A 26,546-nucleotide genomic window follows, 5' to 3' on the forward strand; every position below is an offset into this window, starting at 1 on the left:
GATGGAACGATGAATAAACATGGTGGAAATCGTCAGGCCATAGAACGAGAATATGGAATTGGCAGTCAGACACTTCTTGATTTTAGTGCAAATATCAATCCTCTGGGGCTGTCGAGTAAGGTGCTTGAAACGATTCAAAAGGGGATGGCTGAGTTATGCCATTATCCAGATAGTGAATATGTTGATTTGCGAGATGCGATAGCTAGACGACATCAGCTTGCAAGTCATTATATATTGCCAGGCAATGGCGAAGCAGAAATAATTTATTTGTTATCAGCGAGCTTGAAGGCAAAAAAAGTGTTACTTTTAGCGCCAACATTTTCAGAATACGAACAGGCCTTTTCGATAATGGGTAGCGCGTTTGAGTATTTAGTGCTAAAAGAAGAAGAGCAATTTCAAGTGACACTTTCATCAATCTTAGCTTGTTTAAATCAACAGCCGACGATTGATTGCGTCTGCCTCTGCAATCCAAATAATCCAACAGGCCAACTTATTTCGCGAGAAGTATTGAAAGGCGTTTTGGATTATTGTGAGAGTCATGGCATTGATTTAATTGTGGATGAAGCCTTTATGGACTTTATTCCAAATGGGGATCAGCTTTCATTAATTCCTGAATGTGAGTTAAGTCAAAGGTTATATGTATTGCGGTCGTTGACTAAGTTTTATGCGATTCCTGGTCTTCGATTAGGTTATATAGTGACGGGGAATCAAGAGACACTTAGAGAGATGAAACGTCAGCAAATTCCTTGGAGTATTAATACGTTAGCAGCTGCAGTTGGACAAACTATTTTTGACGATCGCGTCTATGAACAAGAGACGCATCACTTGATTAGAACTCAGCGTGTCTATTTGCAGCAAGCATTAGCAGAATACGAGCAGTTAAGTGTATTTCCTTCCAGTAGCAATTATTTATTATTCAAAGTTAAGGGAGTTAGTAAACTGCGTGAACAATTACTAAAAGAGGGTATTTTAATTCGGTCTTGTGCTAATTATCGTGGACTCACGGATCATTATTTTCGTATAGCAGTTAGAGGCGTTGAAGAAAATCAACGGCTGATAAAAGCGATCAAGGTGGTTCTGACTGATGCTTAGGCGTGTTCAAGTAAGCTGTCCGGGATCTTGTGGTGAATTGTTTCAAGGGTTTATTGGCGAGACAGAATATTTGGTGACTCTTCCTCTCAGCCTATTTAACACGGTCACGATTGAATTAAGTTCAGTAAATCGATTTCCAAGTTGCAGTAAAATTAGGCAAGCCTTTGAGCTAACCTGTGATTATTTTGTTTTATCGACTTCAGAGAGACCACCTGTTCATGTGACCGTAGAACAGAGATTGCCGATTAGTAAAGGCATGTCGAGTAGTACAGCAGATATTGTGGCAACCATTTACGGAACGAGTCGTTTGTTAGAGAGAGAGATTAGCGAAGAGGCTGTGGCTTTAATCTGTTGTCAAATTGAAAAAACGGATAGTTTGTTATTTTCTCAGCTATCAGTGATGGCAGCTGCGACAGGTGACGTTATTTATCAAGGAGACTGGCAGCCGGAATTGCAAGTTCTTGTACTTGAAGCAGCAGCTACAATTAATACTGAGAGCTTTCATCAAGAGCGAACCACTACTTTAGCTAAACAACAAGCGACTGAGTATCTTTCAATTTTTGAAAGGTTTAAAGAAGCGATAATGACGCAATCATTGGAAAAAATTGGTCACGTTGCTACGGCAAGTAGTTGTTTAAATCAGCAACTGTTGGCTAAGCCCTTTTTTCAAGAGCTGTTAGCGTTAGTTGAGCATTATGAGTTTCTGGGATTAATGGTAGCTCATAGTGGAACAGTTGTCGGATTTTTATTAGAGCAGGATCGTGAGCTTCCAAAAGAGCTGTTAAATTATTTACAGGGCGACCTAATCAGTCAAGCGTATCCTAAGTATTATCTTACGAAAACGACATTTGGTGGACCGAGATTTGAAACATAATTAAATGATTAAATGAGCAATCGAGATCAGCAGGGAAAAAGGTGTGAAGCCTTTACAGCCCCTAGCTACTGTAAGACGGACAAGATCAACAAACCACTGTTGGATGACGGGAAGGGTTGATGGCGGATGAAGTCGAGTCAGGATATCTGCCTCTCGATAACAAACACAATCTAAGGGTGTGATGTGTGAGTCGCTTAAGCTTATTTCCAACACCCTAATTCTTTTTAGGGTGTTTTTGTGAGTTGAATGAGAAGTTATGTGTGAGAGGAAGTGAACTGATGAAACGCGTGGTAATTGCAGGAACAGGTAGTGGTGTTGGCAAAACTACAGTCACAATTGGCATCATGGCGGCGCTTAGAGCTAAGGGGCTAAAGGTTCAGCCCTTTAAAGTGGGACCGGATTATGTTGATACAGCATATCAAACACGAGTGACTGGGATTCTTAGTCGAAATTTAGATAGTTTTTTGATTCAAGATGAATCTGTTTTGAAGCAGTTATTTAATCAGCAATTAGAAAAAGCGGATATTGGTGTTGTAGAAGGCGTTATGGGATTGTTTGATGGGTTGGGTACCGATAAGGATAATTGTTCAACAAGCTCGATTGCCAAGCAGTTAGATGTGCCTGTTGTGCTAGTAATCGATGGCAAAGCAACTTCGACCTCAGCCGCAGCGATGGTTAAGGGATTTGCTGATTTTGACACTGAGTTGAATGTTGCTGGTGTTATTTTAAACAGAATAGCAAGTAACACTCATTTTGAACTAGTAAAAAAGAGTATTGAGCGCTATACGAACGTACCTGTCTTGGGGTATTTGCCAAAAAACTTGAGCTTTCATCTTCCTTCACGTCAATTGGGCTTAGTACCTGAACTAGAGATGACTGATTTGAGTCAAGAATTAGCTGAATTAGTTGCTATAGTAAATGAAACAATTGATTTAGATCGCCTAGTGAAACTTTCTACTAATTCTGAAGAGGAGAAATCATGCGCTGCGATTGTCGCTCCTTTTTATGAGCCGGTTAAGCAACCTGTTCGCTTAGCTTATGCTTATGATGAAGCGTTTAATTTCTATTATCAAGATAACTTAGAAGTGTTTGAAGCAAAAGGGGTGACGCTAGTACCGTTTAGTCCAATTAGAGATACTGTTTTACCAGAGGCAGATTTTTATTATTTTGGCGGCGGTTATCCAGAGGAATACGGCAAAGAGTTAATGGAGAATCAGTCAATAAGACAGGAGATCTTGGCTAAACATGAAGAGGGTCTGCCAATTTACGCGGAATGTGGTGGCTTGATGTACTTAGGCGAGTTTTTGGAAAGCGAAGGCGAGTTATACGAGATGGTCGGGGTTTTTCAAGGGACAAGCAAAATGACTAAGGGGTTAAAACGATTTGGTTATTGTCAGGGGGAAGCTCTAGTAGACACTCCTATTTGCCCCAAAAGCACGGTTTTATACGGTCATGAGTTTCATCATTCTATTTTTGAAACAAAGGAACAGCCAATTATGAAGATGAGCAAATACCGAGATGGTGAAAAGGTGGCGAGTTGGTCTGGTGGTTATTTGAAGAAGCAGACATTTGCTAGCTACCTTCATCTTCATTTTTTTCAAGATCCGTTGATTTTGGCTTGGCTTTTAGGAAAGGCAGCTGAGACTCTTGAGAAGTGATAATTTAGTGATCATCTTAGCATTTGTGATGGATTTAATTTTAGGTGATCCATACTCTTGGCCTCATCCGATTAAATTAATCGGTACGAGTATTGGGAAATTGGATCAAGTTATCCAACACCGAGTGATAACTAAAAAAATGAAGTACGTTGCTGGATTTTTCTTATGGCTTGTGATTGTTGGTGGGACGGGCGTAGTGACGACCTGTTTACTAGTAGTTTCTTATCAGATTAATCCTTGGTTCGGCTCAATCATCGCAGTATATCTAAGCTATACAACCTTAGCGATTAAAAGTTTACGGGTTGAGGCTGAAAAAATTGTGAAGGTTTTGAAAAATGGCTCGCTAGGTGATGCTAGAAAGCAGGTCGGAATGATTGTTGGCAGGGAAACATCAGATTTAACTGAGTCGGAAATATGTCAGGCAACGATTGAGACAGTGGCAGAAAATACTAATGATGGGGTGGTTGCGCCGCTTTTTTACTTAGCAATTGGCGGTCCTGTTTTGGGTATGATGTACAAAGCGGTTAATACCCTTGATTCGATGGTCGGCTATAAGAATAGCACTCATTTGGAGGTTGGGGCTACATCAGCAATTTTAGATGATATATTCAGTTTTATCCCTGCTAGAATAACTTGGGTATTGATGGTGTTAGTCAGCTTTTTGTTTGGCTATAGAGGGGCTGAGGCACTGCGAATTGGTTGGCGGGACCGTTATCAACACAAAAGTCCTAATAGTGGCTTGCCAGAAGCTGTTGTTGCAGGGGCTTTAGGAATTCAGCTAGGCGGAACTCATAGGTATCATGGAGTCGAAGTGATTAAACCCACAATCGGTGAAGACACTCGTGCTGTTGAGAAGAATGATATAAACAAAACAATTCGACTCTTATATGGGACGAGCGCGCTAGCACTAATAGTGGTATGCAGTGTTAAATGGTGGTGGTTTTAACTAGCTATAGAATTAATTGAAGAACCTTTAGAAAATAAGTGCCTGTATCCGTTTGTTAAGTAAAGAGGGGATCAGCGAAAAAGAGGAGTAATATTTATGTCAAATAGAACCTATCAGAAAAATCCGGGATTAATTGAGAAGGAAAGTTTTATCATGATTCAAGATATTATTGATGAAATCGAGCCAGACTATAGTTTCGAGAGTTCTCTTCATGAAGCAATTATTAAGCGGGCAATACACACGACAGCTGATTTTGATTATATGCACAGCTTAGTTTTTACTCATGGGGTTATTAATAAAATTCAAGAGGTTATCGCAAAAGGTGGGACGATTTTTACGGATACAAATATGGCTCTAAGTGGCATCAACAAACGCTTGTTAGATTCTTATGGCTGTGAGTATCATTGTTTCGTTGCGAATCCAGAAGTTGCTGAGCTAGCTAAAGAAAAGGAAATGACTCGTTCTATGGCTGCGATTGAAGTCGCTGCGAAGCAGGACGGTCCTAAGTGCTTTGTTTTGGGAAATGCGCCCACAGCTATCTATAAAATTTTAGAAATGGTTGAAGCCGGTCAACTTGAAGCAGAAGCAGTAGTAGGTGTTCCTGTTGGCTTTGTTGGTGCAGCTGAATCAAAGGATGAGTTAGCTGCTAGTCAGATTCCTGCAATAGTAGCTCTTGGACGAAAGGGAGGCAGTAATTTGGCCGCTGCGATTGTCAATGCTCTTCTTTACAATATGCCGGAGCGTGATTAGGTGGAAGAATATGTTTACTATAATGGTAAAAAATTGCGAAAAGGGTATACAACAGGGACTTGTGCAAGCGGAGCGGCTTTAGCGGCTTTACAAATGTTAATAAGTCGCGAGGTTATAGAAGCAATTGCAATCAAAACAGCTTCTGATGTGTCGCTGATGTTACCTTTAGTTGATTTTGAGATTGGCGAACATTATGCTGTTGCTGCCATTGAAAAGGATGGTGGAGATGATGCCGATGCGACGCATAAAATGTGGATTTATGCTCGTGTTGAATTGACGAATGATAGTGTGATTGAGATAGATGGAGGGGAAGGGATTGGTCGAGTAACTCAAGTTGGGTTACCGATACCAGTAGGTCAGGCAGCAATTAACCCTGTTCCTCGGAGAATGATTAAAGAAAGTTTGGCGCCTCATTTACCTGACGGTCTTGGTGCAAACGTATTGATCTATGCACCTGAAGGGAAGGAAAGAAGTAAACAAACTTTTAATAGTCGTTTGGGAATCGTAGGTGGTATTAGTATTTTAGGCACGACGGGCATCGTGACGCCGATGTCGGAGGAAGGGTGGAAAAAGTCAATCAGCTTGGAGTTGGAGATGAAGTACCAACAGGGGGCTCGTAAAATCGTGTTAACTCCGGGAAATTATGGCGAAGAATTTGTTAAAAACAACTTGAATATCCCTTTAGAGAATGTGGTGAATATGAGTAATTTTGTTGGTTATGTGCTAAAAGAAGTTCAACGAATCGGGTATCAAGAAGTGTTGATGGTAGGACATATTGGTAAATTTATAAAAATTGCGGCAGGTATCTTTTCAACACACAGCAAAGATGCCGATGCACGTAATGAAGTGTTAATCGCGAATCTTGCGTTATTAGGTGCTGATCGCTCAATTTTAGAGCGTGTCAATCAGTGTAATACAACAGAGGCTGCTGGAGATATTATTGAGGAGTATGGCCTAGAAGAAGTTTATCAAGTGATTGTGACGAAGATCAAACAACGAAGTGAGCTATTACTCAAATACAAAAAAACGGCAGTCAGTATTGATGTTGTGATGTTTTCCTCAACACGAGGATTATTAGCAAGCACTAAAGCTTTGGCGGAATTGGAGGCAGAATATCAGTGATTACGATTGTTGGCATTGGGCCAGGGAAGCGCGACTTGATTTTAAATGAAGGCTTGGAGCTGATTCGCCAAGGGGATATTGTGATTGGGAGTATGAGACAATTAGCTGTTTTTCCAGAATTAGCTGAAGAAAAGCAACAGGTTTTACCTAAAAAATTAAGCGATCTAAAGTTTTTTTTAGAGGGAAATATTGATAAAGAGTGTGTGGTTCTAGCATCAGGAGATCCGTTATTGTATGGCATAGGCAATTGGTTGAGTCGTCAATTTTCTGATAATCAAGTGAGGATTATTTCTGGCATTAGTTCGATTCAGTATTTATTTGCGAAAATGAAGTTGTCGCAAAATGATTGCTATTTAACCAGCAGTCACGGTAAGCAACCGGATATGGAGTTGCTAATCATGTTACCTAAAGTAGCTATGGTGACAGATAGAGAGTTTGGGCCTTATGAAATTGCTCAAGCGACTCTTGCATCAGGGAAGGCTAAGCGATTATTAATTGGTGAGAATTTGAGTTATCCAAATGAGCGTATTGAGTGGCTAGCAGCAGAAGAGGTTCCTCAACGCGACTATTCGATGAATGTGGTGGTGATGATGGATGCGTGATGAGTGTTTTATTAGAGATAAGGTTCCGATGACTAAAGAAGAGGTTCGCGGGATTAGTTTAAATAAGCTTGATTTAGGTAGGGCCAATAATTTACTGGATGTGGGAGCCGGTACAGGCAGTGTAGGAATTCAAGCAGCAGTGGAATATCCGACCTTGTCTGTTACGGGAATTGAACAAAAAGAGCTTGCTGTCGAGTTGATCCAAAAAAATTGTGAAAAATTCGGGCTAACCAACTATCAATTGATTTCTGGTAAAGCCCCAATCTCTTTGACAGATAGCTATGATTGCATATTTATTGGCGGTAGTGGAGGTAATTTAACTGAGATTATTTCGTGGAGTTATGAGTTGTTAAACGCTCGTGGGCGTCTTGTTTTAAATTTTATTTTATTGGAAAATGCTTTGGAGGCCTTAGCTGCGATTGAGAGCTTACCTTTTGTTGAAGTTTCAACTGTACAGGTTCAGGTTGGAGATTTAACTCGCTTAGGAAAAGGTCACTATTTTAAACAACAAAACCCGACCATTGTTATTTCTTGTGAAAAAGAGTAGTAGAGTAGGTCTAAAAATGAGGAGGCAATCATGAGTAAAGTACATTTTGTAGGAGCAGGGCCAGGCGCGATTGATTTGATTACATTGAAAGGGTATCGTTTACTGGCAGAAGCCGATATTGTGATATATGCAGGCTCACTGATTAATAAGGAATTATTGAATTATTGTAAAGAGGGCTGTGAGCTTCATGATAGCGCATCGATGCACTTGATGGAAATTATTGAAGTAATGGAAGCAGGTGTGAAGGCAGATAAAGAAGTCGTTAGGCTACAGACAGGTGATTTTTCAATCTATGGTTCAATTCGTGAGCAGACAGAAGAAATGAAAAAAAAGAATATCGAATTTACTTGTGTACCAGGGGTGAGCTCATTTTTAGGGGCTGCTTCAAGTATTGGGGCGGAATATACAGTGCCAGAGGTGTCTCAAAGTGTTATTATCACACGAATGGCTGGCCGAACTCCAGTTCCAAAACGTGAATCCTTACGGTCTTTTGCTCAGCATCGCACGTCAATGGTGATATTTCTATCAGTACAGGGCATCAAGCAAGTAGTGCGCGAGTTAATAGCGGGCGGTTATCCAGAAGAAACTCCTGTTTGTGTGATCTATAAAGCGACTTGGGATGATGAAAAGCAAGTTCACGGAACGTTAGCAAGTATCGCGGACAAGGTTAATGAGGCTGGTATTGAGAAAACGGCTTTGATTATGGTTGGCGATTTCCTAGGTGAAGAATTCTATTATTCAAAATTATATGATCAGTCCTTCAAGCATGAATATCGTGGGTGAGTGAGATGGTATCAGTTGTTCGTGAAGGTCAAAAAGTAGCCATTATTTCATTGACAGAGGGGGGCAGATGTCTGGCACGGAGTTGTCGTCGGGCTTTTGAGCAAGTGGATTTATATGTTTCGACTAAAGTTGTGAAAGAGGACTCAGAATATTATTTACCTGATCCACGATTTAGTATCGCTTTACAGCAATTATTCCAAACGTATGATTATTTAATTTGCCTGATGGCGACAGGCATTGTGGTTCGAAGTTTAGCACCAGTTTTAGCTGATAAGCGCTATGATCCAGCAGTGTTAGTGATGGATGAAAAAGGACAATTTGTGATTAGTTTGTTATCTGGTCACGTTGGAGGAGCTAATCAGCTCGCCAGAGAGTTGGCGGATTATGTTGACGGTCAAGCAGTCATTACAACAGCGACAGATACGCAAAATGTGACGGCTCTTGATTTATTAGCCAAAGAAGTGTCTGGCTACTATGCTGAATTTAAAGAGCAGACGAAATTATTTAATTTATTATTAGCTAATCAGAGAAGTGTTGGCTTATTTCAAGACGAACCGTGGGTGACTGATTTTCGTGGGTTGACACTAGTTGAAAATCTTGGTGAATTGCCGGCAAGGCTGGATGGACTGATTATTGTCTCAACCAAGCGAGTAACGAAGCCCTTTTCTGAGTCTTTACCAGTAGTTGAGGTGATTCCTAAACGACTTGTTTTGGGAATGGGGAGTCGTAAAGATATCCCCAGTCAAATAGTTTTTGAGGCTTTTGAGTTGTTTTGCGACCTACATCAGGTGAATCCACAGAGTATTGCCAAAATAGTTAGTATTGATCTAAAAAAAGAAGAGCAAGGATTGTTGGCTTTGTCAGAGAGGCTAGGATGTCCATTTGAAACTTTTTCAAAAGAACAGTTAGAAGAAGCTGCAAGTCACTATCCCAGCAGTGATTTTGTAAAAAAAACAGTTGGAATTGGTAATGTTGCCTGTGCCAGTGTTCATTACGAGACAGATGGACAGGTATTGACGGAGCGTTTTAGCCATCAGGGAGTCACGATAGCATTAGGTAAAAATTAGGAGGATAGCGATGTTATATGTAATTGGATTAGGACCAGGATCAAAAGAGATGATGTCATATGAGGCCGTTCAGGCAATCGAGGCTTGTGATGTGATAGTCGGTTATACGACATATGTACGATTAGTTAAAGACATGTTGATTGATCAAGAAGTGGTCTCAACTGGAATGAAACGAGAAATTGATCGCTGTGAAAAAGCGATTGAGATTGCCAAAACAGGAAAAACAGTAGGGGTAATTTCCAGTGGTGATGCAGGTATCTACGGTATGGCCGGACTGGTTTTAGAGTTAGTCGGCAACCAAGAGATAGAGATGGAAGTCAAAGTGATTCCCGGAATCACAGCAAGCATTGGTGGAGCTGCCTTGTTAGGAGCGCCAATTATGCATGATTTTTGCCACATTAGCTTAAGTGATTTATTGACACCTTGGGAGGTTATCGAAAAACGTTTGCATGCGGCAGCTAGTGCTGATTTTGTGATTTGTTTGTATAATCCTCGTAGTAAGGGACGTCCCGATAATTTAGCAAAAGCGTTAAACATTATCAGTCAATACAAATCTGAATCGACTTTGCTTGGGCTAGCGAAAGATGTTGGTCGAAAAAAAGAGCAGAGTTTTATTACAACTATTAAAGAGATTGATGAAACTCTTGTTGATATGACGACCATTGTAATTGTTGGGAATAAAGAGACGTATCTATCAAAAGGAAGAATGGTGACTCCGCGAGGATATACTTTATGATTTTGTTACTGGGAGGTACCTCTGATGCTGAAAAAATTGCGGATAGATTAGCTGCGAGGGGATTAGATTTTACAGTGTCTGTGGCAACTGATTATGGTCGGAGCGTTACGATGAAATACACGGATAAGGTTATTCAAGGCCGTTTAGATTCTGAACAGATGGCAAATTTTATTAATGATCGAGGAGTTGAGTTGATTATTGATGGGACTCATCCTTTTGCTAATTTAGTTTCACAGCAAGCGATTATGGCTAGTCAACAAACAAATTGTGATTATCTTCGTTATGAGCGGCAATCATTTACAAATCTACCTGGAGTTACCTATGTGGCATCAAGTCAGGAGGCTTGTAAGATAGCGTTACAGACTTCCGGAAAAATTTACCTGACGGTTGGGAGTAAGACTATGGCGGAGTATGTGCAGCTTTTGCCATTAGGGCGAATAAAAACACGCGTGCTACCTGTTTCTAGTGTTATCACACAGTTAGAAGGGTTAGGGCTAAATTCAGATCATATTGAAGCACTAAAGGGACCTTTTTCAGTGGCACTTAATGTGGCATTACTACAACAGGCTGCGGCCAGTGTGTTAATAACGAAAGAGAGTGGCGCGACAGGTGGATTACTAGAAAAGAGTCAAGCTTGTCAAGAGTTAGGCATTCCGTGCCTTGTGATTGAACGTCCAAAGGTTAATTATCCAGCGGTTGTTATGAGTATAGAGGAACTAGATCAGTGGTTAGAAGCGAGAAAGGAGGCACTATTATGACAGGAATGATTACCCTTATAGGGGCTGGTCCAGGTGAGTGCGAGTTACTCACAATTAAAGGACTACGCAAGTTGCGAGAGGCTGATGTCGTTGTATACGACCGATTAGTGAATCGAGAATTACTTAGTGAGGCTAAATCAGATAGCGAGTTGATTTATGTTGGAAAAGAGCCTCAGTATCATCCAGTTCCTCAGGGGGAAATTACTGAGATCTTGATCGCAAAAGCGCGAGAAGGAAAAAAGGTTGTCAGACTAAAAGGTGGTGACCCTTATGTTTTTGGCCGTGGTGGTGAGGAAGGGCGTGCACTGCTTGAAGAAGGGATATCGTTTGATGTTGTTCCAGGGATTACTTCTGCAATTGGGGGCTTAGCCTATGGAGGCATTCCGATTACTTACCGAGAGATAGCAGGATCGTTTCATGTTATTACGGCTCATCGGAGTGAAAACGGCTTAGAACTTGATTGGCAAACGATAAGTAAATTATCAGGAACTTTAGTCTTTTTGATGGGGCTATCAGAGTTGGAAACGATTTGTCGTGAGCTTCAACAAAGTGGTGTTTCAGAGAATATGCCAGCGGCAGTAATTCATTGGGCAACACGATATCGTCAGCAAACAGTTGAAGGAACACTGTCAACGTTGGTTGAACAGGTGGCGGCAGCAGGAATTACTTCACCGAGCTTAATTGTAGTCGGTGAGGTAGTTAAAATGAGAAAGTCACTTAATATTTTTGAGAAGCGACCATTGTTTGGTCAGCAACTTTTAATACCTAAGGGGGCAGAGCGTTTACGAGGTATGTTAAGTGATGAAGGTGCTGCGTGTGTAAGTTTTAGGCGTCGGAAGAAATTAGTGGAAATCGAGTGGGAGTTGCCAATTAATTTACCGGCTCATCTAGTTTTTACTAATCCGCTGAGTTGGCAGAGTTTTCTGGAAAATTGGTTGGAGGCAGGACGAGATATCCGAATGCTAACGTCAGAGGTAAGTGGTGTTGGACATCATACGTGTCAGGAAATCGAAAAGACTGGTATTCAGTTGAAACACAAAGTTAGAGAAGAAGCCGACTTGCCAATTGACAAGAATCAATTAGTATTTAAGGCAGGCACTACTGGTGATGATCGAGTTATTGTGACACATATCAGTTGCTATGATCATCCTTATAAGGCTGAACTAGGGGATGTGACGGGAATTTGTTTGCCTCATTCAAAAGCAGCTCATGAGCTGCTCGAGCATTACGAAGTAAGCAAATTACACGAAATTCCGATTTTTGTGATGGGAAATCAAACGGCGGAAGTTTTGCAGTCTGAGGGACTAAAACCATTTGTTTCTGAAGAAGCAAGTTTTGCATCATTGTTGACAACCATTGAGTCAGTGGTCAATGGAGAATGAGTTAGGCTTGTAGCCCAATGAATTATCTAGGAGGGAAACGAATGAAAAAAGCTATTTTAGTTGTGAGTTTTGGCACAACGTTTATCGAGACGAGACGAAAAACGATCGAAGCTTGTGAAGAACAAATTAGGCAATGTTATCCAGAGTATGATATTTTCCGAGCATTTACATCTAATATGGTTATTAGTCGCATAAGAAAGCAGGAAGGGATAGCGGTTCCTACGACTGATCAAGCGTTAAGTCAGCTGAAGGAAGCTGGCTATCAAGAGGTTATCATCCAACCCCTGCATATTATACCGGGAAGTGAGTATCATAAGGTGATTAAACAGGCTAAAACTCATCAAGTGGATTTTGACGTATTTGCAATCAGTCGCCCATTATTGACAGAGTATCATGATTATCTTGAGGTCATCTCTGCTTTGGATGAGCTACTACCTCTGCCTGAAAATGAAGCAATTGTCTTGATGGCACATGGTTCTGAGCATCCATCTTTTGCTGCGTATGCTTGTTTAGATCATATGTTAGTGGATCGGCCCATTCATGTGTGTTGTGTTGAAAGTTACCCTCATTTAGCGGGAACGATAGAAGCATTAAGGGCTGACAAAGTGAACAAGATTCATCTTTATCCGTTTATGCTTGTTGCGGGAGATCATGCAACAAACGATATGGCCTCAGACGAGGGCGACTCATGGAAGACGCAATTACTTAATGCAGGCTTTGCTGTCGAGACTCATTTGGTGGGACTAGGTGAATATCCAGCAATCCAAACTATTTATTTGAATCATCTTGCAGATACAATGAAAGTAGGTGGCTAACTCGTGGCAAAATTTTACGGAATCGGTACGGGTCCAGGAGACAGTGAGTTAATGACCGTTAAAGGGGCAAAGCTATTAGGCAGTGTTGATATATTGTATACTCCAGAAGCTAAAAAATCTGGAAAAAGCTTGGCGTTGTCAATTGTTGAACCCTATCTGAAAGAAGGACTGGAAATTAAGCAACGATACTTTCCAATGACGCGTGACCAAGCTGAGAAAGTGGCAAGCTGGGAAAGTATCGCAGGCGAGATTGCAATTGATGTTAAAGCTGGAAAGGATGTAGCTTTTATCACACTTGGTGACCCAATGGTTTATAGTACTTATAGTTATTTGTTGGAATTATTGGTTGATCAGATTGAAACTGAGACGATTCCAGGAATTGCGTCGTTTATTAGTATGGCTTCACAGGTACAATTGCCTCTGTGCTTGGATGAAGAAATGTTTTGTGTGATGCCTGCAACAGTTTCTAAAGAAGCATTGGAGCTGGGAATTCAGCAAAATGATACGATTGTCTTAATGAAGGTTGCCAATCATTTAGAGAAAATTTTGCCACTTTTAAAAGCAGAAGGGCTACTTGAGCAGACAGTTCTTATTAGCAACGCTTCTCAGGAAAAGGAACAGCGTCAGTTATCAATAAGTAATTTACAGGTGACGGATACGCTGTCGTACTTTTCAACCATGATTGTGTATAAAAATCGTAAAATACAGTAGGAGAGTGACTAAAATGACAAAGAAAAAAGCATTAAAATTATTGGCCGCTATTGCTCTAATTATATTCTTTTTAACAATAGGTGAACCTGTTCAAGTCAATGCGATGCACATAATGGAGGGATTTTTACCACCGGTATGGTGCGCCATTTGGTTTATTATCTTTATTCCATTCTTTATCTTTGGGCTCCGCACGATTAGTAGGATAGTCAAAGAAAATCCTGAACAAAAGATGTTATTGGCTTTGTCAGGCGCGTTTATCTTTATTCTATCGGCATTAAAACTACCTTCTGTCACAGGCTCAACGTCTCATCCAACAGGTGTTGGGATTGGAACAGTCTTTTTCGGACCATCGGTAATAAGTGTTTTAGGAACGATTTGTTTATTATTTCAATCATTGCTATTAGCTCATGGTGGTTTGTCAACATTAGGAGCCAATGCTTTTTCTATGGCAGTCGTCGGACCTTTCGTTGGGTATGGTGTTTATCGTCTAGCCCGTAAGCTAGGTGTTAATCAATCTGTGTCGATTTTCTTGTGTGCTGCATTGGCTGATTTATCAACGTATTTAATGACATCGATTCAATTAGGAATTGTTTTCCCAGATGCTGGTTTAGGTATGTTAGGAACAATTGTTAAATTTATGGGAGTTTTCTGTTTGACCCAAATCCCAATTGCGATTGCTGAAGGTTTGTTGACAGTGGTTATGTATAATTTGATTTCAGCTTATATTCCAAATGTTCAAGTAAAAGGAGGCGTCAACTAATGAAAAAAAATATATGGTTAATTCTTGCAGTAGTTGTATTAATTGTTAGTGCGTTCTTATTCAATTCGACGGGGGCATATGAAGGCTCAGATGGCGAAGCAGAGGAATTAATTACAGAGTTACGTCCAGATTATGAACCATGGTTTACTCCGATTTATGAGCCAAAAAGTGGTGAGATAGAGAGTTTACTGTTTACACTTCAAGGAAGTATCGGTGTAGGAATTATTGCTTATGCGATTGGGTATTATAAAGGTAAGGGCAAACATGTTAGTAATTGATCAAATTGCTTATCATAATCGTTTTACTTATAAGTCACCTGTCATTAAAACCCTCTTTTATTTAGGTGTTTTAGTATCTTGCTTGGTGGGGCCAATTTGGTTACAGTTAGTGATGATTGTCAGTGTTGGGTGGCTTACAATCTATGGGACGGGTTTTTCGTTAGGACGATATTTAAAGTGGTTTTTGTTGCCATTACCATTTTTATTGGTGAGTGTTTTAACCATTATTTTGACGATTTCTACAGATGCTAGTATCTTAAAAGGATATATAAGTCTTGGTACGGTTCATTTTGGCTACACAGAGGCATCTTTGCAACTGGCGCTTAAACTTTGCTTACGCTCTTTGAGTTGTTTAGTTTGTACCTACTTTTTTATATTTTCAGTTCCATTTCAGCAAATTATTATTGTTTTAAGAAAGGCCAAATTACCAAGTGTCTTAATTGAACTGACGATGCTGATGTACCGCTTTATTTTTATCTTTTTGGAAGTAACCTTAGAGATTCATCGTAGTCAGGAGCTACGATTTGCTTATCATGGTTTGCGCAATAGTTATCATTCGATGGGACGGTTATTCCATTTACTGGTCATTCAGATGATGGAGAGTTATCAACAAATGACAATTGCCTTGGATATTAAATTTTATCAAGGAGAGTTCCCACTTGAAAGTAGTGAGTAAGGAACGGTTAAATAGAAGGAGTGCCGATTATGCTAGAAGTCAATCAACTTTCATTTGCTTACGAGGAAGGTAAACCGATTTTACAGGATTTGTCTTTGCAATTTAATGAAGGAACGATTTATGGTCTACTTGGGGCCAATGGTTCCGGGAAATCAACCTTGTTTTTATCTTTGATGGGATTGAATCGCCCTCAAACGGGAGAGGTAATTTTTGATGAGAAGCCCTTGAAGTATCATAAAAAAGCGTTATTTAATTATCGGCAAGAGGTTAGTTTGGTGTTTCAAAATCCTGATCAGCAAATTTTTTACTCTATCGTGAAGGATGATGTGGCTTTTGCATTACGCAATCTAGGGTATTCAGAGCAAGTGATTCAACAACGGGTTGATGAGGCATTGGCTCAATTAGGTATTAGTGAATTGAAGGAGGAACCAGTTCAGTATTTAAGTTATGGTCAAAAGAAACGAGTCGCGATTGCTGGTGCTCTAGCTCTTCAAACTAACTGGTTATTATTGGATGAACCGACAGCAGGACTAGATCCTGATGGGCGTCGACGTATGATGGCAGTGATTCAAGAATTGGCTAGCCGTGGTAAGAATATCATTATTTCTAGTCACGATATGGAGTTAGTTTATGAAAGCTGTGATTATTACTATGTGTTAAAAGCAGGAAAACTTTTATTAGAGGGCGATAAACAAGCTGTTTTTTCAGATGCAACAATGCTTGCAGAGGCTAAGCTAGAACAGCCTTGGTTAGTCAAAGTTCAACAAGAATTTGGTTTACAATTTTGTCAAAGTGAGCAAGAATTTTTGCATCAAGCAGAGAGTATTAAAAAGTTGCTTGAATCTAGTAGATGAAGGGAGTGTAATGATGGTAAAATCAATTATGATCCAAGGGACAGCGTCCGATGCGGGAAAAAGTATTTTAGCCGCTGGTCTTTGTCGACTCTTTAAAGATGATGGATTGCGAGTTGCGCCATTTAAATCACAAAATATGGCATTGAATTCTTATATTACAGCGACTGGTGATGAAATGGGCAGAGCCCAGGTGTTTCAGGCAGAGGCGGCTGGGATTCCCCCTGATGTCAGAATGAATCCTGTGTTATTAAAACCCTCAACAGATCGACAATCGCAAGTGATTTTCCTGGGAAAAGTCTTAAAAGACATGGATGCTGTTGAGTACCATGACTTTAAATTAACCTTATTGCCAAAAATAGAGGAAGTTTATCAAGAGCTCGCCACTGAAAATGATGTGATTGTCATTGAAGGAGCAGGAAGCCCGGCTGAAATTAATTTGAATGATCGGGATATTGTTAATATGGGCATGGCCAATTTAGTGAACGCCCCAGTCATTTTAGTCGCTGATATTGATAAAGGTGGTGTTTTTGCTAGTATTTATGGCACCTTAGAATTGTTAGCTCCGGAGGATAAGAAACGAGTTATTGGAGTTATTGTCAATAAGTTTAGAGGTGACAAAAAGTTATTGGAAAATGGGCTCGAGATGATCGAGGAACTGACCGGGGTGCCGGTGATCGGGGTGATGCCTTATCTATCATTAGAAATTGATGAAGAAGATAGTGTCGTCTTATCAACGAAACAGCGGATTTATGATGAAACTAAAGCGCTAGATGTTGCTGTGATTGCACTATCTAGGATGTCTAATTTCACAGACATGCGTAGCTTAGAGTTACAGCCGGATGTTTCTTTACGTTATGTACGCAAGCTGAGTGAGCTGCAACAGCCCGATTTAATCATTATTCCAGGTACTAAAAACACCTTGGAAGATGCTGAATTTTTGAAGGAAACTGAGTTGGCTGAGGGAATTACTCAATGCTACAAGCGTGGTAGTCGAATTGTTGGCATTTGTGGTGGGTATCAATTATTAGGTGAAAGCTTGACTAAGGGAGACAAAACTGTCTCTGGCTTAGGATTACTACCATTAATGACTGATTTTTTAGCGGAAAAAATTACAACACAAGTTGAGGCCGTTAGAGGCCCCCATCAATTGATAGGGTATGAAATACATATGGGGGAAACAAGGGGACCGAATTATTTAGAGCCTTTTGCGACAATTGTTAAAATAAATGGTGAAGAAACTGAGCGCCAAGATGGTGTTGTTTCTAATGATCAACGGATTATTGGAACTTATCTACATGGTGTCTTTGATAACAGTAGCTGGACTCGTGAATTATTAAATGAGGTTCGAGTAGAAAAAGACTTAGAGCCGATTGCTGGAAATAGAGACTCTTTGGCGGTGCATAAAGAGCGTGAGTATGGGAAATTAGCGAAAGCTATGAGAGACAACATAGATGTATCGTTGATCTACCGACAAATGGAGCATTTTGAGGAGTCTGAGCTATGAGGATTTACACTAAGTATGGCGATACAGGCTACACCCGAATTGTTGGTGGCAAACGTTTGATGAAGGATGATGTGAGAGTCGAGAGTTATGGAACTATTGACGAATTATGCTCATTGATTGGCTATGCGATGACAATTGTCCCAACTGATTGGGAGATGAATGAGGAACTGGCTCATATTCAACAAGTTGTTTTTTCCTGTGGTAGTGATTTGGCAGTTGCTGATTTCTTTAGGCCGTTTAAAGTGACATTGGCTGAGGTAGAGTGGTTAGAATTAGCGATAGATCGTCACATAGAGGAAACAACTAAGATTGAAAAGTTTGTAATGCCTGGCGGTCATCCTTTGGCTTGTCAGCTTCATCTTTTACGTTCGGTGACTAGGCGAGGTGAACGACGGATTGTGAGCTTAATCAAAACGACAAAGGATGTTAATCCGATTGTGTTACAGTATATTAACAGATTATCAGATTACTTTTTTGTCAGCGCGCGTGTAGCCAATCAGCGTTTAAAAACAGAAGAAGTTTTTTATGAGCATAGTCCGAAAATTTTCAAATCAAAAAAGAGAACAGATCATTAAAATTGATTGCAGATTTATTAGTGAGACATGGTCAGAGTAGGATGAGGACATGTGTTAAACAAAAGGAAAGTGAGACGAAGAAGTGTGAAAAAAACCTATATTGTAGGTACCCGTAAAAGTGAGTTAGCAATGACTCAAACAAAGCAGACGGTAGCTTTATTAGAAGAAAAATTTCCTGAGTGTGAATTTCAGATAAAAGGAATTGTCACAAAGGGTGATCGCATGGCACATGTTCATCTGTCAACAATTGGTGGCAAAGGTGTTTTTATGAAGCGGATTGAGCAAGCGATTGTTGATGGAGAGATTGATTTTGCTGTTCATAGCTTAAAGGATGTTCCTTCTTATTTGCCAGATAATGTGACAATTGCCGCAATCCCTCCACGTAATAGTCCGTGGGATGCAATTTTAACGAAAAAGCCAGTAGAAAAATGGCAAGATTTGCCACTGGGAAGTGTGGTCGGAACGAGTAGTGTTCGACGGGGGGCCCAATTATTAGCGTTGCGTCCAGATTTTGTGCTTAAAAATATCCGTGGCAATATTGATACGCGTTATCGAAAGTTAGTTGAAGAAGATTATGATGCGATTGTGTTAGCCGAGGCGGGAATCAATCGACTGGGGTGGGGAGATGAGATTATTCGTCATCGTTTGGATAAAGATGATTGTCTGCCTGCCATTGGTCAAGGGGCACTGGCTCTTGAGTGTCGAAAAGATCGTGAAGATGTTTTATCGCTACTTCAAGCAATCGACTGTCCAAAAAGTCGTGCATGTATTACAGCTGAACGAACATTTTTAAGTGAAATGGATGGTAGCTGTACTTTTCCTATCGGCGGTTTCGCTAATTTTGTAGATGATTCTATTCAATTTACAGGTTTTTTAAGTAATATTGATGGGACTATTATGATGAAAGAACAGGTTAGTGGGCAGGATCCTGTTGAATTAGGAAAATTAGTTGCTGAGCAATTTTACCAAAAAGGTGGGGCTGACTTGGTTGCGGAGCTTAGAAATAAGAATGATTAAGGAGTTGCTTTTTACTCGTGAGAAGCCAATAGAGTCGTCAATTGAAGCGTTGATTTCGACTAAAGGCGGGAGTTGGCAACATTTACCGTTGATTTCGTTACGTTTAATAGAGCAGATTCCGGCTTTACCGCGAGCATTAACTGAGTATGACTGGGTGTTTTTTACAAGTAGTGCTGCTGTTCGTTTTTTCTATGACTATTATGAGTCGATTCCTCCAAACTGCTCTCTGGCTGTTATTGGCAGTAAAACATTTAGTAGCTTGCGTAAAGAAGATCAGCTGAGAGCCGAGTATCCAAGTTATTTTACATCTGAAGTTTTTTTAGAACATTGGTTGACTAAACAGTCTAGTCAGCAACGAGTTCTATTTCCTCAGAGTGACCTTTCTCGCAAAATAATTCAAGAGAGGTTACGACTGGCTAATCATTTAGTTGACGATTTTGTTTTGTATCGTAATGATTTTTTGGTGGAACAGCAATTGGCATTAAAAGCTTGGTTGGATTTAGAAAAAGATGAAGCAATTGTCGTGTTTGCTAGTCCGTCGGCTTGGCAAAACTTTTATTCGTTGTATCAGCGGCGGCCCTTTGCCTTACAATTTGCTTCAATTGGACCTGTAACAACACGTGCAATTGAAGCAACAGGATTTTCAGTCACGTATGAAGCGACTGAGTGTACAATGCTATCTTTAGTAGAAGAAATTTTAGCGCAATCCTAGGGGGATTTAGATGCAAAACTATCGTGATTTAACGGTTTTATCCATTAATGAAACCGAACAATTAGTAATTGCTTGTGACAGTAGTGCGGCTATTGGTGAGAAAGTTGGCGATGTTGTTCAAGTTTCTCCACGTATAACGGCGGCCTTCTGTTTACGTGTTCCTTTGATGGAGCTACTGTCGGTTGGGGTAGAACCTATTGCTGTTGTTGATTTAATTGGCAATGAATATGATGAAACAGGTCGTTTAATGATAGAAGGTATTCATCAGGAATTGGCAAAAGCTAATCTAGCTTACCTGCCTATAAATGGTAGTACGGAGGAGAATATGTCCACTACAATGTCTTCTATTGGTATTACCGTGATTGGCAAAGTAACAGAGGGAAAATTAAAATTTGGTCAACTACAATCTGGCGATCAGTTTTATTATTTAGGAGAGCCTTATGTTGGAAAAGAGGTGGTTGCCAATCAGGATGAGATTTTTACCTATGAAGATGTCCGGAGCCTCAGTAAAACAAGGGGGGTTCGTGAGTTATTGCCTGTGGGATCAAAAGGAATTATTCATGAAGCGGCTTGTTTAGCGTCTTCAAGTGAGTTAATGTTCACACTTAATATGGCAATTCAGCAACAGCCGGTTTTAACGAGATCAGCAGGTCCGGCAACTGTTTTGCTTGTTGCAATCAGTCCTGAAGAGTCATCTGAAATAGCGAAGAATTTTTCTCTTACTTATCTGGGAGAAGTCAAAGAAGGGACGATTATTTAATGAGCTATCTTACTGTTGTAACTGGGGGAGCAAGGAGTGGCAAATCGACTTTTGCAGAACAGCAATTAATAAATCGAGAGCGGGTTTGTTATATAGCAACGGGGATTTCAAGTCCAGAAGACCAAGAGATGCAGGACCGCATTGTTCAACACCGAGCTCAGCGTCCTGATAGTTGGCAAACTCATGAGGCTTTTTTAAAGCTACCAGAATTTTTGAAAGATCAGAAAATCAATCAAAGTTATTTATTTGATTGTGCGACATTATTTACAACTAACTATTTTTTTTATCTGCTAGAAAAAGAATTTGCTATCGAACCAGCTAAGTTTGATCAAGCGATCGAAGAGATGAGTATGGCAGATTTTCGTCAGTTAGAGCAATTGATTATGCTTGAATGGCAATTAATTTTAAGGGAGTTAAAAGAGTCATTAGGTGATGAGGTTTTTTTAGTGACAAATGAAATTGGACTAGGTGTCGTGCCGAATACTAAATTTGGTCGTTTATTTCGCGATTTATTGGGCAGAGTCAATCAACTTTTAGCAAAGGAAGCGGATGCCGTCTATTTTGTGATAAGCGGACTCCCACAAAAAATTAAATGATTAAAGCGTTGATTTTATACACGCAATTTTTCACGAGAATTCCTATCCCTATTCCCGTTGATGAGCCGATTCTACGCATGAAAAAAGGGGTACACTGGTTTACTTTATTTGGAGGGTTACTGGGTGCTATTGAAGGAGCCTGTTTTTATGTAGTTAGCTTATTTTTCCCTTTACCACTGAGCTTTTTTTTCACGTTATTTGTTGACTGCCTTTTGACAGGAGGGTTTCACCTCGACGCCCTATGTGATACGGCAGATGGCTTATTTTCATCGCGAAAAAAAGAGCGTATGCTGGAGATTATGAAAGATAGTCGTATAGGAAGTAATGGGGTTTTGGCCTTAGTGTTTTACTATGGTTTAGTGATGGGGCTGGTTATTAGCTTTCAGGGTCTTTTTTCAACTAGTTTGGGTATTTTATTAGTTATTACAATGAGTTTAATTGGAAAGGCTGGCATCTCTTTATTGTTTTATCGTATGCGGTATGCGGGTTCTACTCAAGGTTTAGGTACTACTTTTTTAGATGTTTCACCTTTTAGTATTTTCGTAGCTCAGCTAATAGCGGTTGGATTTTTAGCTTATTTTTTAGAGCTAGCAGGAGTCTTAGCATATGCTGCTGTTTTGTTAGTAAGTAGTGGGTACAAACGATTAGTTTATCAAAAAGTTGATGGATTAAATGGCGATACATTAGGTGCTTTTGCTTGTATCAGCCAGCTTGTTTTTTTACTTGTCTATTTTGCTGCAAGGAGTTGGTTTGGGTGATTTATTTAGTGCGTCACGGTGAAACAGAGTTGAATAAACAGCGGAAGTTTTATGGAGACCTGGATATTTCTATTAATCAAACAGGAGTTGAGCAAGCAAAATCAGTGGAAAAGAAGTTGAGGTTAGTTGATTTTTCAGCTATTTATGTAAGTGGTCTAAAACGAACAAAAGAAACGGCGGAGATTATTCGAGGTGAAAAAAAGACGCCCATAATTGAATGTCCGTCCTTTGATGAGAAAGGATTTGGCTTATGGGAAGGGCTCGATGCCAATCAAATAGAGCGTTTGTTTCCTAGAGAATGGCAGAACTGGTTGACTAAACCTTTTAACGTAACGCCTCCAGAGGCAGAAAATTTTAATGAATTTGAGTCCCGAGTAACTAAAGAATTTGTAAAGATTATTACTAAGAAAAGGTATAATGATCAAAGGCCGATCTTATTAGTCGGTCATTTAGGTGTTTTGCGAGTTATTAATCATTATTTAAAGCCAAAAAATGACTTTTGGGCATTTGATGTACCACAGGGAGAGTATGAGATAATTTCAAGCAAAATAATGACGGAAAGTTAGTTTAGTTATAAGGAGTGTGGAATGATGGTCGATGACAAACAAGTCTCGCTTTCACAATTTAAGTTGGTGTTAATGATCACAACTACTGTCTATTCATTTTCAAGTATGTCAAATGCATTTTATTTGATGGGGTATGCAGCTATCCCTTGGTACATAATCGCTGCAATCGTTTTTTTTGTTCCTTATACGTTTATTGTTTCGGAGCTATCATCTACCTATAAGGATCAGGGAGGTGGAATTTATAGCTGGCTAAAATCATCTCAATCAGAAAAATCAGCTTTTGTTGCGACCTTTCTTTGGTATAGCAGTTATATTTTATGGATGACTAGTGTTTTTATGAAGCTCTGGATTCCGTTCTCCATTTTTATATTTGGTCAAGATCAAACACAACTCCAAACGACATTTTTAGGCTTGTCAATTCGACAGGTTATTGGAATACTAGCAGTTTTAGCGGTTATTGTGGTAACGAAGCTTGTTAATATGGGCTTTAGGCAAGTTTCTCGAATGATGCTTTTAGGTGGAACGTTAGTATTAAGTCTTTTTGGAATAGCGCTAATCGGAAATGGTTACTTACTTATTCATAATGGAGGCCAAATGGCACAGCCACTAAAAAATGGGGTATCGTTTATCTCATCACCTAACCCAAACTATGGTGGTATTTTAGGTAATTTAGCCTTCTTCACCTTTGGCATTACTGCTTTTGGAGGGTTGGACACGGTTGCCAGCATGGTCGATCAAGTAAAAAATGCGAAGCGACGTTTTCCAATTGCTCTGCTAATTGGTACGGTTCTTATTGTTTGTAATTATTTAGTTGGTATTATGTTATGGGGGAGTAGCGTTAACTGGCAGTCCATTCTTTCTGGCAATAAGATTCATCTAGGAAACGCGATGTATGTCTTGATGGAGAACTTGGGTTATCAAGTTGGATTGGCTTTGGGGATTGGTCAAGCTAAGTCAGCAATTATGGCTAGTTTATTGTTACGATATACAGGATTCTCTTTATTTTTTACTTATATTGGTTTGTTGTCATCGATAATTTATGTACCTTTAAAGAGTTTACTAAGTGGAACGCCTGCTAGCTATTGGTCGCCGAAGATTCATTTTCAAAATCGTGGTGGTATTCACTCTAATGCGATGTGGCTCCAATGTTTAGCAGTTTCTGGTTTTATATTATTAGTGTCATTTGGTGGACGATATATTAATGATTTGTACAATCAACTGACATTGATGACTAATATTTCTCGTTCTATTCCATATTTTTTAGTAGCATGTTCGTTTCCTTTTTTTAAGAAAAATAAGCAGGATCATAGTGCGTTTTGTGTGCTAAAAACAAAACGAAGTTATTATTGGGCGAGCTGGAGTGTTGCGATTAGTATTGTATTGAGTATCTTTTTTACGATTCTTCAACCATTAGTTAAGGGGGACTATTCGACTGTCTTTTTCTTGATGATTGGACCGATTTTCTTTACAATTGTCGCAATGCTATTGCAAAATCATCTACGCAAAAAACAAGTAGTTGTTCAATTGTAAGACAACTTAAAACTAATTATTTATGAGAGATGCTATCATCTAAAATGAATGATTAGTTTTTTTATTTGTCACAATAACAAGCGACTAATACTATTTTGACTTGTTTAATAAATTGATAGCTAATTCTTGAAGCTCCATTATATCTGTGTTATTGTTAACCTATCGTCAGACAATTGAATCTCAGTGAGTCTATTAGGTGGGAAATAGTGATGGAAAATCATAACTATTTTTAGTCGAAGCCTACAAAAGAAATTGGTGGAAAATCAATGCTGTACTCGCAACTGTAACACGGCTTTAAGTCGTGGAGCCAGATACTTTGAAGCACACACTGTCACTTTTTCGGGAGTAAGAAGGTGGAATGGTTTATTAGAGAGCGGCAGTTGCTCTTAAATTGTAATTAAAGAGGTTGGGACAAACACTCATGAGGGCTATCGCCCTCACCAAATAGAATGAAAACCGGCTCTACGTCAAATGATGTGGATGGCTAGAGTTTAGTCGAATTTTCTATAAATTAAGCAACTCTATCAGTCATGATGGAGTTGTTTTTTTGTGTTAAATTGAAGCTAACTAGAATGCGATGCTTGAAGTTCCAAAAACTCCGATAACCATAGGCAATCCTCTTTATGACTTTTATTTTATTATAGCTCCTTCTAAAGGACCGTTTGAGAAGGAATAATTAAGCGTATTCTCGATCCGTGACAAATGCTTTTTTAACGTCTTTAATGACATTGTCATCAGAGAGGAAATGCCTTCAGGCATTGATTCAACGACTTGTTTAAAGGCATCAAACTCATTTTTCTGTGAGTGGAAAAGTAATTCTTGAGTTTGCGGTAGTTCTTCATGTTTTCAGAGTGTGAGGAATAGAATGATTTCATCACTTGAATTCGAGTCTGGTTTAACGAACGCGAGATAAGTTGAACCAAATAAAAGCGATCAATGATCACTTTCGCGTTGGGAAAAAGCTCACACGCAAGTGTGAAATAAGCGGCATTCATATCGACCACAATGGTTTTAACAGCTAGGCGAGCTTCTAAAGAGAATCGCATAAAATAATCACGTAACGAGTGCAAGCAGCGGTCTGGCAGGATATCTTGAATGGCATGAGTCACAGAATCAGCGTAAATAAAACTTATATTACCTGTCATACTATTGACAGATTTAAATTCATCAAAAGAAAGATGGGCAGGCAGATGGTTAAAATTAACTCTGAAAGATCGGCCTAATTGAGTGAGGACACGGCCGATTGTCGTAGGAGAAACAAAATGGCGCTTAGATAAGTTTTTTAAAGAGACCTCATCGCTTAATTCAATCGCAATGGAGTGTTTGACCCTGTTAGCAATAACACAACCTGGCTGTATTTCTTTTGATTGGGCGACAAACGTCGTTTGGCAATGACGACAGAGAAATCGTTGTTTCTTTAAGTGGATATACGTTGGATAGTGAGCTGAACTAAGCCAGGTAATACGTGAGGTTAGGAAGCCATTTTTAACGATAGAATAGTTTGTATTAGGCAGTCCGCAGCAGGGACACTTGTCAGGTATATAAGTGAGTGTTGCGAAATAGACGTTGCTTGTGACGCCTTTTATATTCTTCTCTTCGCAAAAATTTTCCTCAAACGTAATATTTTTATCTTTCAAATCGAGTGAAAGTCGGATACAATTATTATGAGACATATGAAACTTCCTTTCTGAATGGGTTTTAGTCGATTTCATTCTATCGGAAATTATCATATGTTTCTATTTTTTTGTACTAAAATAGATGTGAATGATTTTTTTTCATCCACATCATAAATTATACAGCCTGAAAACAAAAGAGATCGACCTACAGACGATTTCCTGTCATAATAAAAGTGACAGGAGTGGCTTTGTAGGTCGATCACTTATTGAGGTTCTGCTCCAAGTAACTTTGAGGGACAAACTAGATCATTCTACTTATTTGCACCAATCATTAGGTCATAGAACCTGCGTATAAAAATAAATTGTTTCTATAAGTAGAATAGCCTCTTCTGGACATTTTTTCAAGGAGGAATGGTGAAAATGGAAGATGTATTTCGGTCTTGTTGTGCTAGATTAGACATTCATCAAAAAGTCATTGTTGCTTGTGTTCTTCGCTCTGTT

Annotated in this window: 30 protein-coding genes and 1 riboswitch; of the genes, 28 read left to right on the plus strand and 2 right to left on the minus strand. The window is 39.5% G+C overall.

Translation table 11 applies throughout. The features are described from left to right. Positions 1-9: 9 nt before the first annotated feature. The 28 genes from cobD to yjeM all read left to right on the plus strand — a co-directional run bounded on the left by cobD (position 10) and on the right by yjeM (position 24,429). Positions 10-1,092, plus strand: coding sequence for a threonine-phosphate decarboxylase CobD (cobD, locus tag AC5KOD_RS09080; RefSeq protein ID WP_496914230.1), 1,083 nt, complete (start codon positions 10-12; stop codon positions 1,090-1,092). Next, positions 1,085-1,966 (plus strand): GHMP family kinase ATP-binding protein, encoded by an 882-nt coding sequence (locus AC5KOD_RS09085; protein ID WP_496914231.1) that lies wholly within the window; start codon positions 1,085-1,087, stop codon positions 1,964-1,966. The genes cobD and AC5KOD_RS09085 overlap by 8 nt, the downstream gene beginning before the upstream one ends. After that, positions 1,955-2,134: riboswitch (cobalamin riboswitch) on the plus strand. (Overlaps the previous gene by 12 nt.) Before the next feature lie 110 nt (positions 2,135-2,244). Then, positions 2,245-3,624 (plus strand): cobyrinic acid a,c-diamide synthase CobB, encoded by a 1,380-nt coding sequence (locus tag AC5KOD_RS09090; RefSeq protein ID WP_496914232.1) that lies wholly within the window; start codon positions 2,245-2,247, stop codon positions 3,622-3,624. A 7-nt stretch (positions 3,625-3,631) separates the two neighbouring features. After that, positions 3,632-4,570 carry an adenosylcobinamide-phosphate synthase CbiB gene (gene cbiB / locus AC5KOD_RS09095; protein ID WP_496914233.1) on the plus strand — a complete coding sequence of 313 codons (939 nt, stop codon included), beginning with the start codon at positions 3,632-3,634 and terminating at the stop codon, positions 4,568-4,570. A gap of 96 nt (positions 4,571-4,666) precedes the next feature. After that, positions 4,667-5,320: a cobalt-precorrin-8 methylmutase gene (locus tag AC5KOD_RS09100; RefSeq protein ID WP_496914234.1), complete on the plus strand. Its 654-nt coding sequence runs from the start codon at positions 4,667-4,669 to the stop codon at positions 5,318-5,320. Beyond that, on the plus strand, positions 5,321-6,442 hold the full coding sequence (cbiD, locus tag AC5KOD_RS09105; protein WP_496914235.1) for a cobalt-precorrin-5B (C(1))-methyltransferase CbiD: 1,122 nt from the start codon (positions 5,321-5,323) through the stop codon (positions 6,440-6,442). Next, positions 6,439-7,044, plus strand: coding sequence for a cobalt-precorrin-7 (C(5))-methyltransferase (locus AC5KOD_RS09110; RefSeq protein ID WP_496914236.1), 606 nt, complete (start codon positions 6,439-6,441; stop codon positions 7,042-7,044). Before cbiD ends, AC5KOD_RS09110 begins: the two co-directional genes overlap by 4 nt. After that, on the plus strand, positions 7,037-7,591 hold the full coding sequence (locus AC5KOD_RS09115; protein WP_496914237.1) for a decarboxylating cobalt-precorrin-6B (C(15))-methyltransferase: 555 nt from the start codon (positions 7,037-7,039) through the stop codon (positions 7,589-7,591). The genes AC5KOD_RS09110 and AC5KOD_RS09115 overlap by 8 nt, the downstream gene beginning before the upstream one ends. Before the next feature lie 30 nt (positions 7,592-7,621). Then, entirely contained in the window at positions 7,622-8,374 is a 753-nt protein-coding gene (locus tag AC5KOD_RS09120) for a cobalt-precorrin-4 methyltransferase (RefSeq protein WP_496914238.1), read from the plus strand. A 5-nt stretch (positions 8,375-8,379) separates the two neighbouring features. Next, positions 8,380-9,441: a cobalt-precorrin 5A hydrolase gene (locus AC5KOD_RS09125; protein WP_496914260.1), complete on the plus strand. Its 1,062-nt coding sequence runs from the start codon at positions 8,380-8,382 to the stop codon at positions 9,439-9,441. A gap of 10 nt (positions 9,442-9,451) precedes the next feature. Next, positions 9,452-10,177, plus strand: a complete 726-nt coding sequence (gene cobJ, locus AC5KOD_RS09130) for a precorrin-3B C(17)-methyltransferase (protein ID WP_496914239.1) — start codon at positions 9,452-9,454, stop codon at positions 10,175-10,177. Beyond that, positions 10,174-10,935 carry a precorrin-6A reductase gene (gene cobK, locus AC5KOD_RS09135; protein ID WP_496914240.1) on the plus strand — a complete coding sequence of 254 codons (762 nt, stop codon included), beginning with the start codon at positions 10,174-10,176 and terminating at the stop codon, positions 10,933-10,935. The genes cobJ and cobK overlap by 4 nt, the downstream gene beginning before the upstream one ends. After that, on the plus strand, positions 10,932-12,317 hold the full coding sequence (gene cobA, locus AC5KOD_RS09140; protein WP_496914241.1) for a uroporphyrinogen-III C-methyltransferase: 1,386 nt from the start codon (positions 10,932-10,934) through the stop codon (positions 12,315-12,317). Before cobK ends, cobA begins: the two co-directional genes overlap by 4 nt. Positions 12,318-12,358: 41 nt before the next feature. Continuing rightward, positions 12,359-13,132: a sirohydrochlorin cobaltochelatase gene (locus AC5KOD_RS09145; protein WP_496914242.1), complete on the plus strand. Its 774-nt coding sequence runs from the start codon at positions 12,359-12,361 to the stop codon at positions 13,130-13,132. Between the two features lie 3 nt (positions 13,133-13,135). After that, positions 13,136-13,843, plus strand: a complete 708-nt coding sequence (locus tag AC5KOD_RS09150; protein WP_496914243.1) for a cobalt-factor II C(20)-methyltransferase — start codon at positions 13,136-13,138, stop codon at positions 13,841-13,843. Positions 13,844-13,856: 13 nt separating this feature from the next. After that, positions 13,857-14,603: an energy-coupling factor ABC transporter permease gene (locus tag AC5KOD_RS09155; RefSeq protein ID WP_496914244.1), complete on the plus strand. Its 747-nt coding sequence runs from the start codon at positions 13,857-13,859 to the stop codon at positions 14,601-14,603. Beyond that, the gene (locus AC5KOD_RS09160) at positions 14,603-14,881 is read left to right on the plus strand and encodes an energy-coupling factor ABC transporter substrate-binding protein (RefSeq protein WP_496914245.1); all 279 of its coding nucleotides are present in this window, start codon (positions 14,603-14,605) and stop codon (positions 14,879-14,881) included. Before AC5KOD_RS09155 ends, AC5KOD_RS09160 begins: the two co-directional genes overlap by 1 nt. Next, the gene (cbiQ, locus tag AC5KOD_RS09165; protein WP_496914246.1) at positions 14,868-15,557 is read left to right on the plus strand and encodes a cobalt ECF transporter T component CbiQ; all 690 of its coding nucleotides are present in this window, start codon (positions 14,868-14,870) and stop codon (positions 15,555-15,557) included. Before AC5KOD_RS09160 ends, cbiQ begins: the two co-directional genes overlap by 14 nt. 29 nt (positions 15,558-15,586) lie before the next feature. After that, entirely contained in the window at positions 15,587-16,411 is an 825-nt protein-coding gene (locus AC5KOD_RS09170) for an energy-coupling factor ABC transporter ATP-binding protein (RefSeq protein WP_496914247.1), read from the plus strand. 13 nt (positions 16,412-16,424) lie between these two features. Then, positions 16,425-17,915: a cobyric acid synthase gene (locus AC5KOD_RS09175; protein WP_496914248.1), complete on the plus strand. Its 1,491-nt coding sequence runs from the start codon at positions 16,425-16,427 to the stop codon at positions 17,913-17,915. Beyond that, complete coding sequence (locus AC5KOD_RS09180; protein ID WP_496914249.1) at positions 17,912-18,490, plus strand: cob(I)yrinic acid a,c-diamide adenosyltransferase; 579 nt, start codon at positions 17,912-17,914, stop codon at positions 18,488-18,490. The genes AC5KOD_RS09175 and AC5KOD_RS09180 overlap by 4 nt, the downstream gene beginning before the upstream one ends. 84 nt (positions 18,491-18,574) lie before the next feature. Next, a complete protein-coding gene (gene hemC, locus AC5KOD_RS09185) occupies positions 18,575-19,507 on the plus strand; it encodes a hydroxymethylbilane synthase (RefSeq protein ID WP_496914250.1) in 933 nt (310 codons plus the stop codon). After that, positions 19,479-20,219, plus strand: a complete 741-nt coding sequence (locus tag AC5KOD_RS09190) for a uroporphyrinogen-III synthase (protein WP_496914251.1) — start codon at positions 19,479-19,481, stop codon at positions 20,217-20,219. The genes hemC and AC5KOD_RS09190 overlap by 29 nt, the downstream gene beginning before the upstream one ends. A 10-nt stretch (positions 20,220-20,229) precedes the next feature. After that, positions 20,230-20,979: a hypothetical protein gene (locus tag AC5KOD_RS09195; RefSeq protein ID WP_496914252.1), complete on the plus strand. Its 750-nt coding sequence runs from the start codon at positions 20,230-20,232 to the stop codon at positions 20,977-20,979. After that, positions 20,979-21,575, plus strand: coding sequence for a bifunctional adenosylcobinamide kinase/adenosylcobinamide-phosphate guanylyltransferase (gene cobU / locus AC5KOD_RS09200; protein WP_496914253.1), 597 nt, complete (start codon positions 20,979-20,981; stop codon positions 21,573-21,575). Before AC5KOD_RS09195 ends, cobU begins: the two co-directional genes overlap by 1 nt. Beyond that, complete coding sequence (gene cobS, locus AC5KOD_RS09205; protein ID WP_496914254.1) at positions 21,572-22,333, plus strand: adenosylcobinamide-GDP ribazoletransferase; 762 nt, start codon at positions 21,572-21,574, stop codon at positions 22,331-22,333. The genes cobU and cobS overlap by 4 nt, the downstream gene beginning before the upstream one ends. After that, a complete protein-coding gene (locus tag AC5KOD_RS09210) occupies positions 22,330-22,899 on the plus strand; it encodes a histidine phosphatase family protein (protein WP_496914255.1) in 570 nt (189 codons plus the stop codon). Before cobS ends, AC5KOD_RS09210 begins: the two co-directional genes overlap by 4 nt. 21 nt (positions 22,900-22,920) lie before the next feature. Beyond that, the gene (gene yjeM, locus AC5KOD_RS09215) at positions 22,921-24,429 is read left to right on the plus strand and encodes a glutamate/gamma-aminobutyrate family transporter YjeM (protein ID WP_496914256.1); all 1,509 of its coding nucleotides are present in this window, start codon (positions 22,921-22,923) and stop codon (positions 24,427-24,429) included. 511 nt (positions 24,430-24,940) lie between these two features. Here the strand turns inward: yjeM and AC5KOD_RS09220 are convergent. Next, complete coding sequence (locus AC5KOD_RS09220; RefSeq protein WP_496914261.1) at positions 24,941-25,063, minus strand: hypothetical protein; 123 nt, start codon at positions 25,061-25,063, stop codon at positions 24,941-24,943. 100 nt (positions 25,064-25,163) lie between these two features. Then, positions 25,164-26,102 (minus strand): transposase, encoded by a 939-nt coding sequence (locus AC5KOD_RS09225; RefSeq protein ID WP_496914257.1) that lies wholly within the window; start codon positions 26,100-26,102, stop codon positions 25,164-25,166. Positions 26,103-26,546: the final 444 nt, after the last annotated feature.

The sequence above is a fragment of the Vagococcus sp. WN80Y genome (assembly GCF_059621045.1).

Bases quoted from the DNA above. Each gene is read 5' to 3' on its own strand.
- AC5KOD_RS09170 (WP_496914247.1), top strand. From the start codon at position 15,587: ATGCTAGAAGTCAATCAACTTTCATTTGCTTACGAGGAAGGTAAACCG.
- AC5KOD_RS09180 (WP_496914249.1), top strand. From the start codon at position 17,912: ATGAGGATTTACACTAAGTATGGCGATACAGGCTACACCCGAATTGTT.
- cobS (WP_496914254.1), top strand. From the start codon at position 21,572: ATGATTAAAGCGTTGATTTTATACACGCAATTTTTCACGAGAATTCCT.
- cbiQ (WP_496914246.1), top strand. From the start codon at position 14,868: ATGTTAGTAATTGATCAAATTGCTTATCATAATCGTTTTACTTATAAG.
- cobK (WP_496914240.1), top strand. From the start codon at position 10,174: ATGATTTTGTTACTGGGAGGTACCTCTGATGCTGAAAAAATTGCGGAT.
- AC5KOD_RS09225 (WP_496914257.1), bottom strand. From the start codon at position 26,102: ATGTCTCATAATAATTGTATCCGACTTTCACTCGATTTGAAAGATAAA.
- AC5KOD_RS09160 (WP_496914245.1), top strand. From the start codon at position 14,603: ATGAAAAAAAATATATGGTTAATTCTTGCAGTAGTTGTATTAATTGTT.
- AC5KOD_RS09145 (WP_496914242.1), top strand. From the start codon at position 12,359: ATGAAAAAAGCTATTTTAGTTGTGAGTTTTGGCACAACGTTTATCGAG.
- yjeM (WP_496914256.1), top strand. From the start codon at position 22,921: ATGATGGTCGATGACAAACAAGTCTCGCTTTCACAATTTAAGTTGGTG.
- cobD (WP_496914230.1), top strand. From the start codon at position 10: ATGAATAAACATGGTGGAAATCGTCAGGCCATAGAACGAGAATATGGA.
- AC5KOD_RS09125 (WP_496914260.1), top strand. From the start codon at position 8,380: ATGGTATCAGTTGTTCGTGAAGGTCAAAAAGTAGCCATTATTTCATTG.
- cobA (WP_496914241.1), top strand. From the start codon at position 10,932: ATGACAGGAATGATTACCCTTATAGGGGCTGGTCCAGGTGAGTGCGAG.
- AC5KOD_RS09115 (WP_496914237.1), top strand. From the start codon at position 7,037: ATGCGTGATGAGTGTTTTATTAGAGATAAGGTTCCGATGACTAAAGAA.
- AC5KOD_RS09090 (WP_496914232.1), top strand. From the start codon at position 2,245: ATGAAACGCGTGGTAATTGCAGGAACAGGTAGTGGTGTTGGCAAAACT.
- AC5KOD_RS09085 (WP_496914231.1), top strand. From the start codon at position 1,085: ATGCTTAGGCGTGTTCAAGTAAGCTGTCCGGGATCTTGTGGTGAATTG.
- AC5KOD_RS09195 (WP_496914252.1), top strand. From the start codon at position 20,230: ATGCAAAACTATCGTGATTTAACGGTTTTATCCATTAATGAAACCGAA.
- cobJ (WP_496914239.1), top strand. From the start codon at position 9,452: ATGTTATATGTAATTGGATTAGGACCAGGATCAAAAGAGATGATGTCA.
- AC5KOD_RS09100 (WP_496914234.1), top strand. From the start codon at position 4,667: ATGTCAAATAGAACCTATCAGAAAAATCCGGGATTAATTGAGAAGGAA.
- AC5KOD_RS09120 (WP_496914238.1), top strand. From the start codon at position 7,622: ATGAGTAAAGTACATTTTGTAGGAGCAGGGCCAGGCGCGATTGATTTG.
- AC5KOD_RS09175 (WP_496914248.1), top strand. From the start codon at position 16,425: ATGGTAAAATCAATTATGATCCAAGGGACAGCGTCCGATGCGGGAAAA.
- cobU (WP_496914253.1), top strand. From the start codon at position 20,979: ATGAGCTATCTTACTGTTGTAACTGGGGGAGCAAGGAGTGGCAAATCG.
- AC5KOD_RS09155 (WP_496914244.1), top strand. From the start codon at position 13,857: ATGACAAAGAAAAAAGCATTAAAATTATTGGCCGCTATTGCTCTAATT.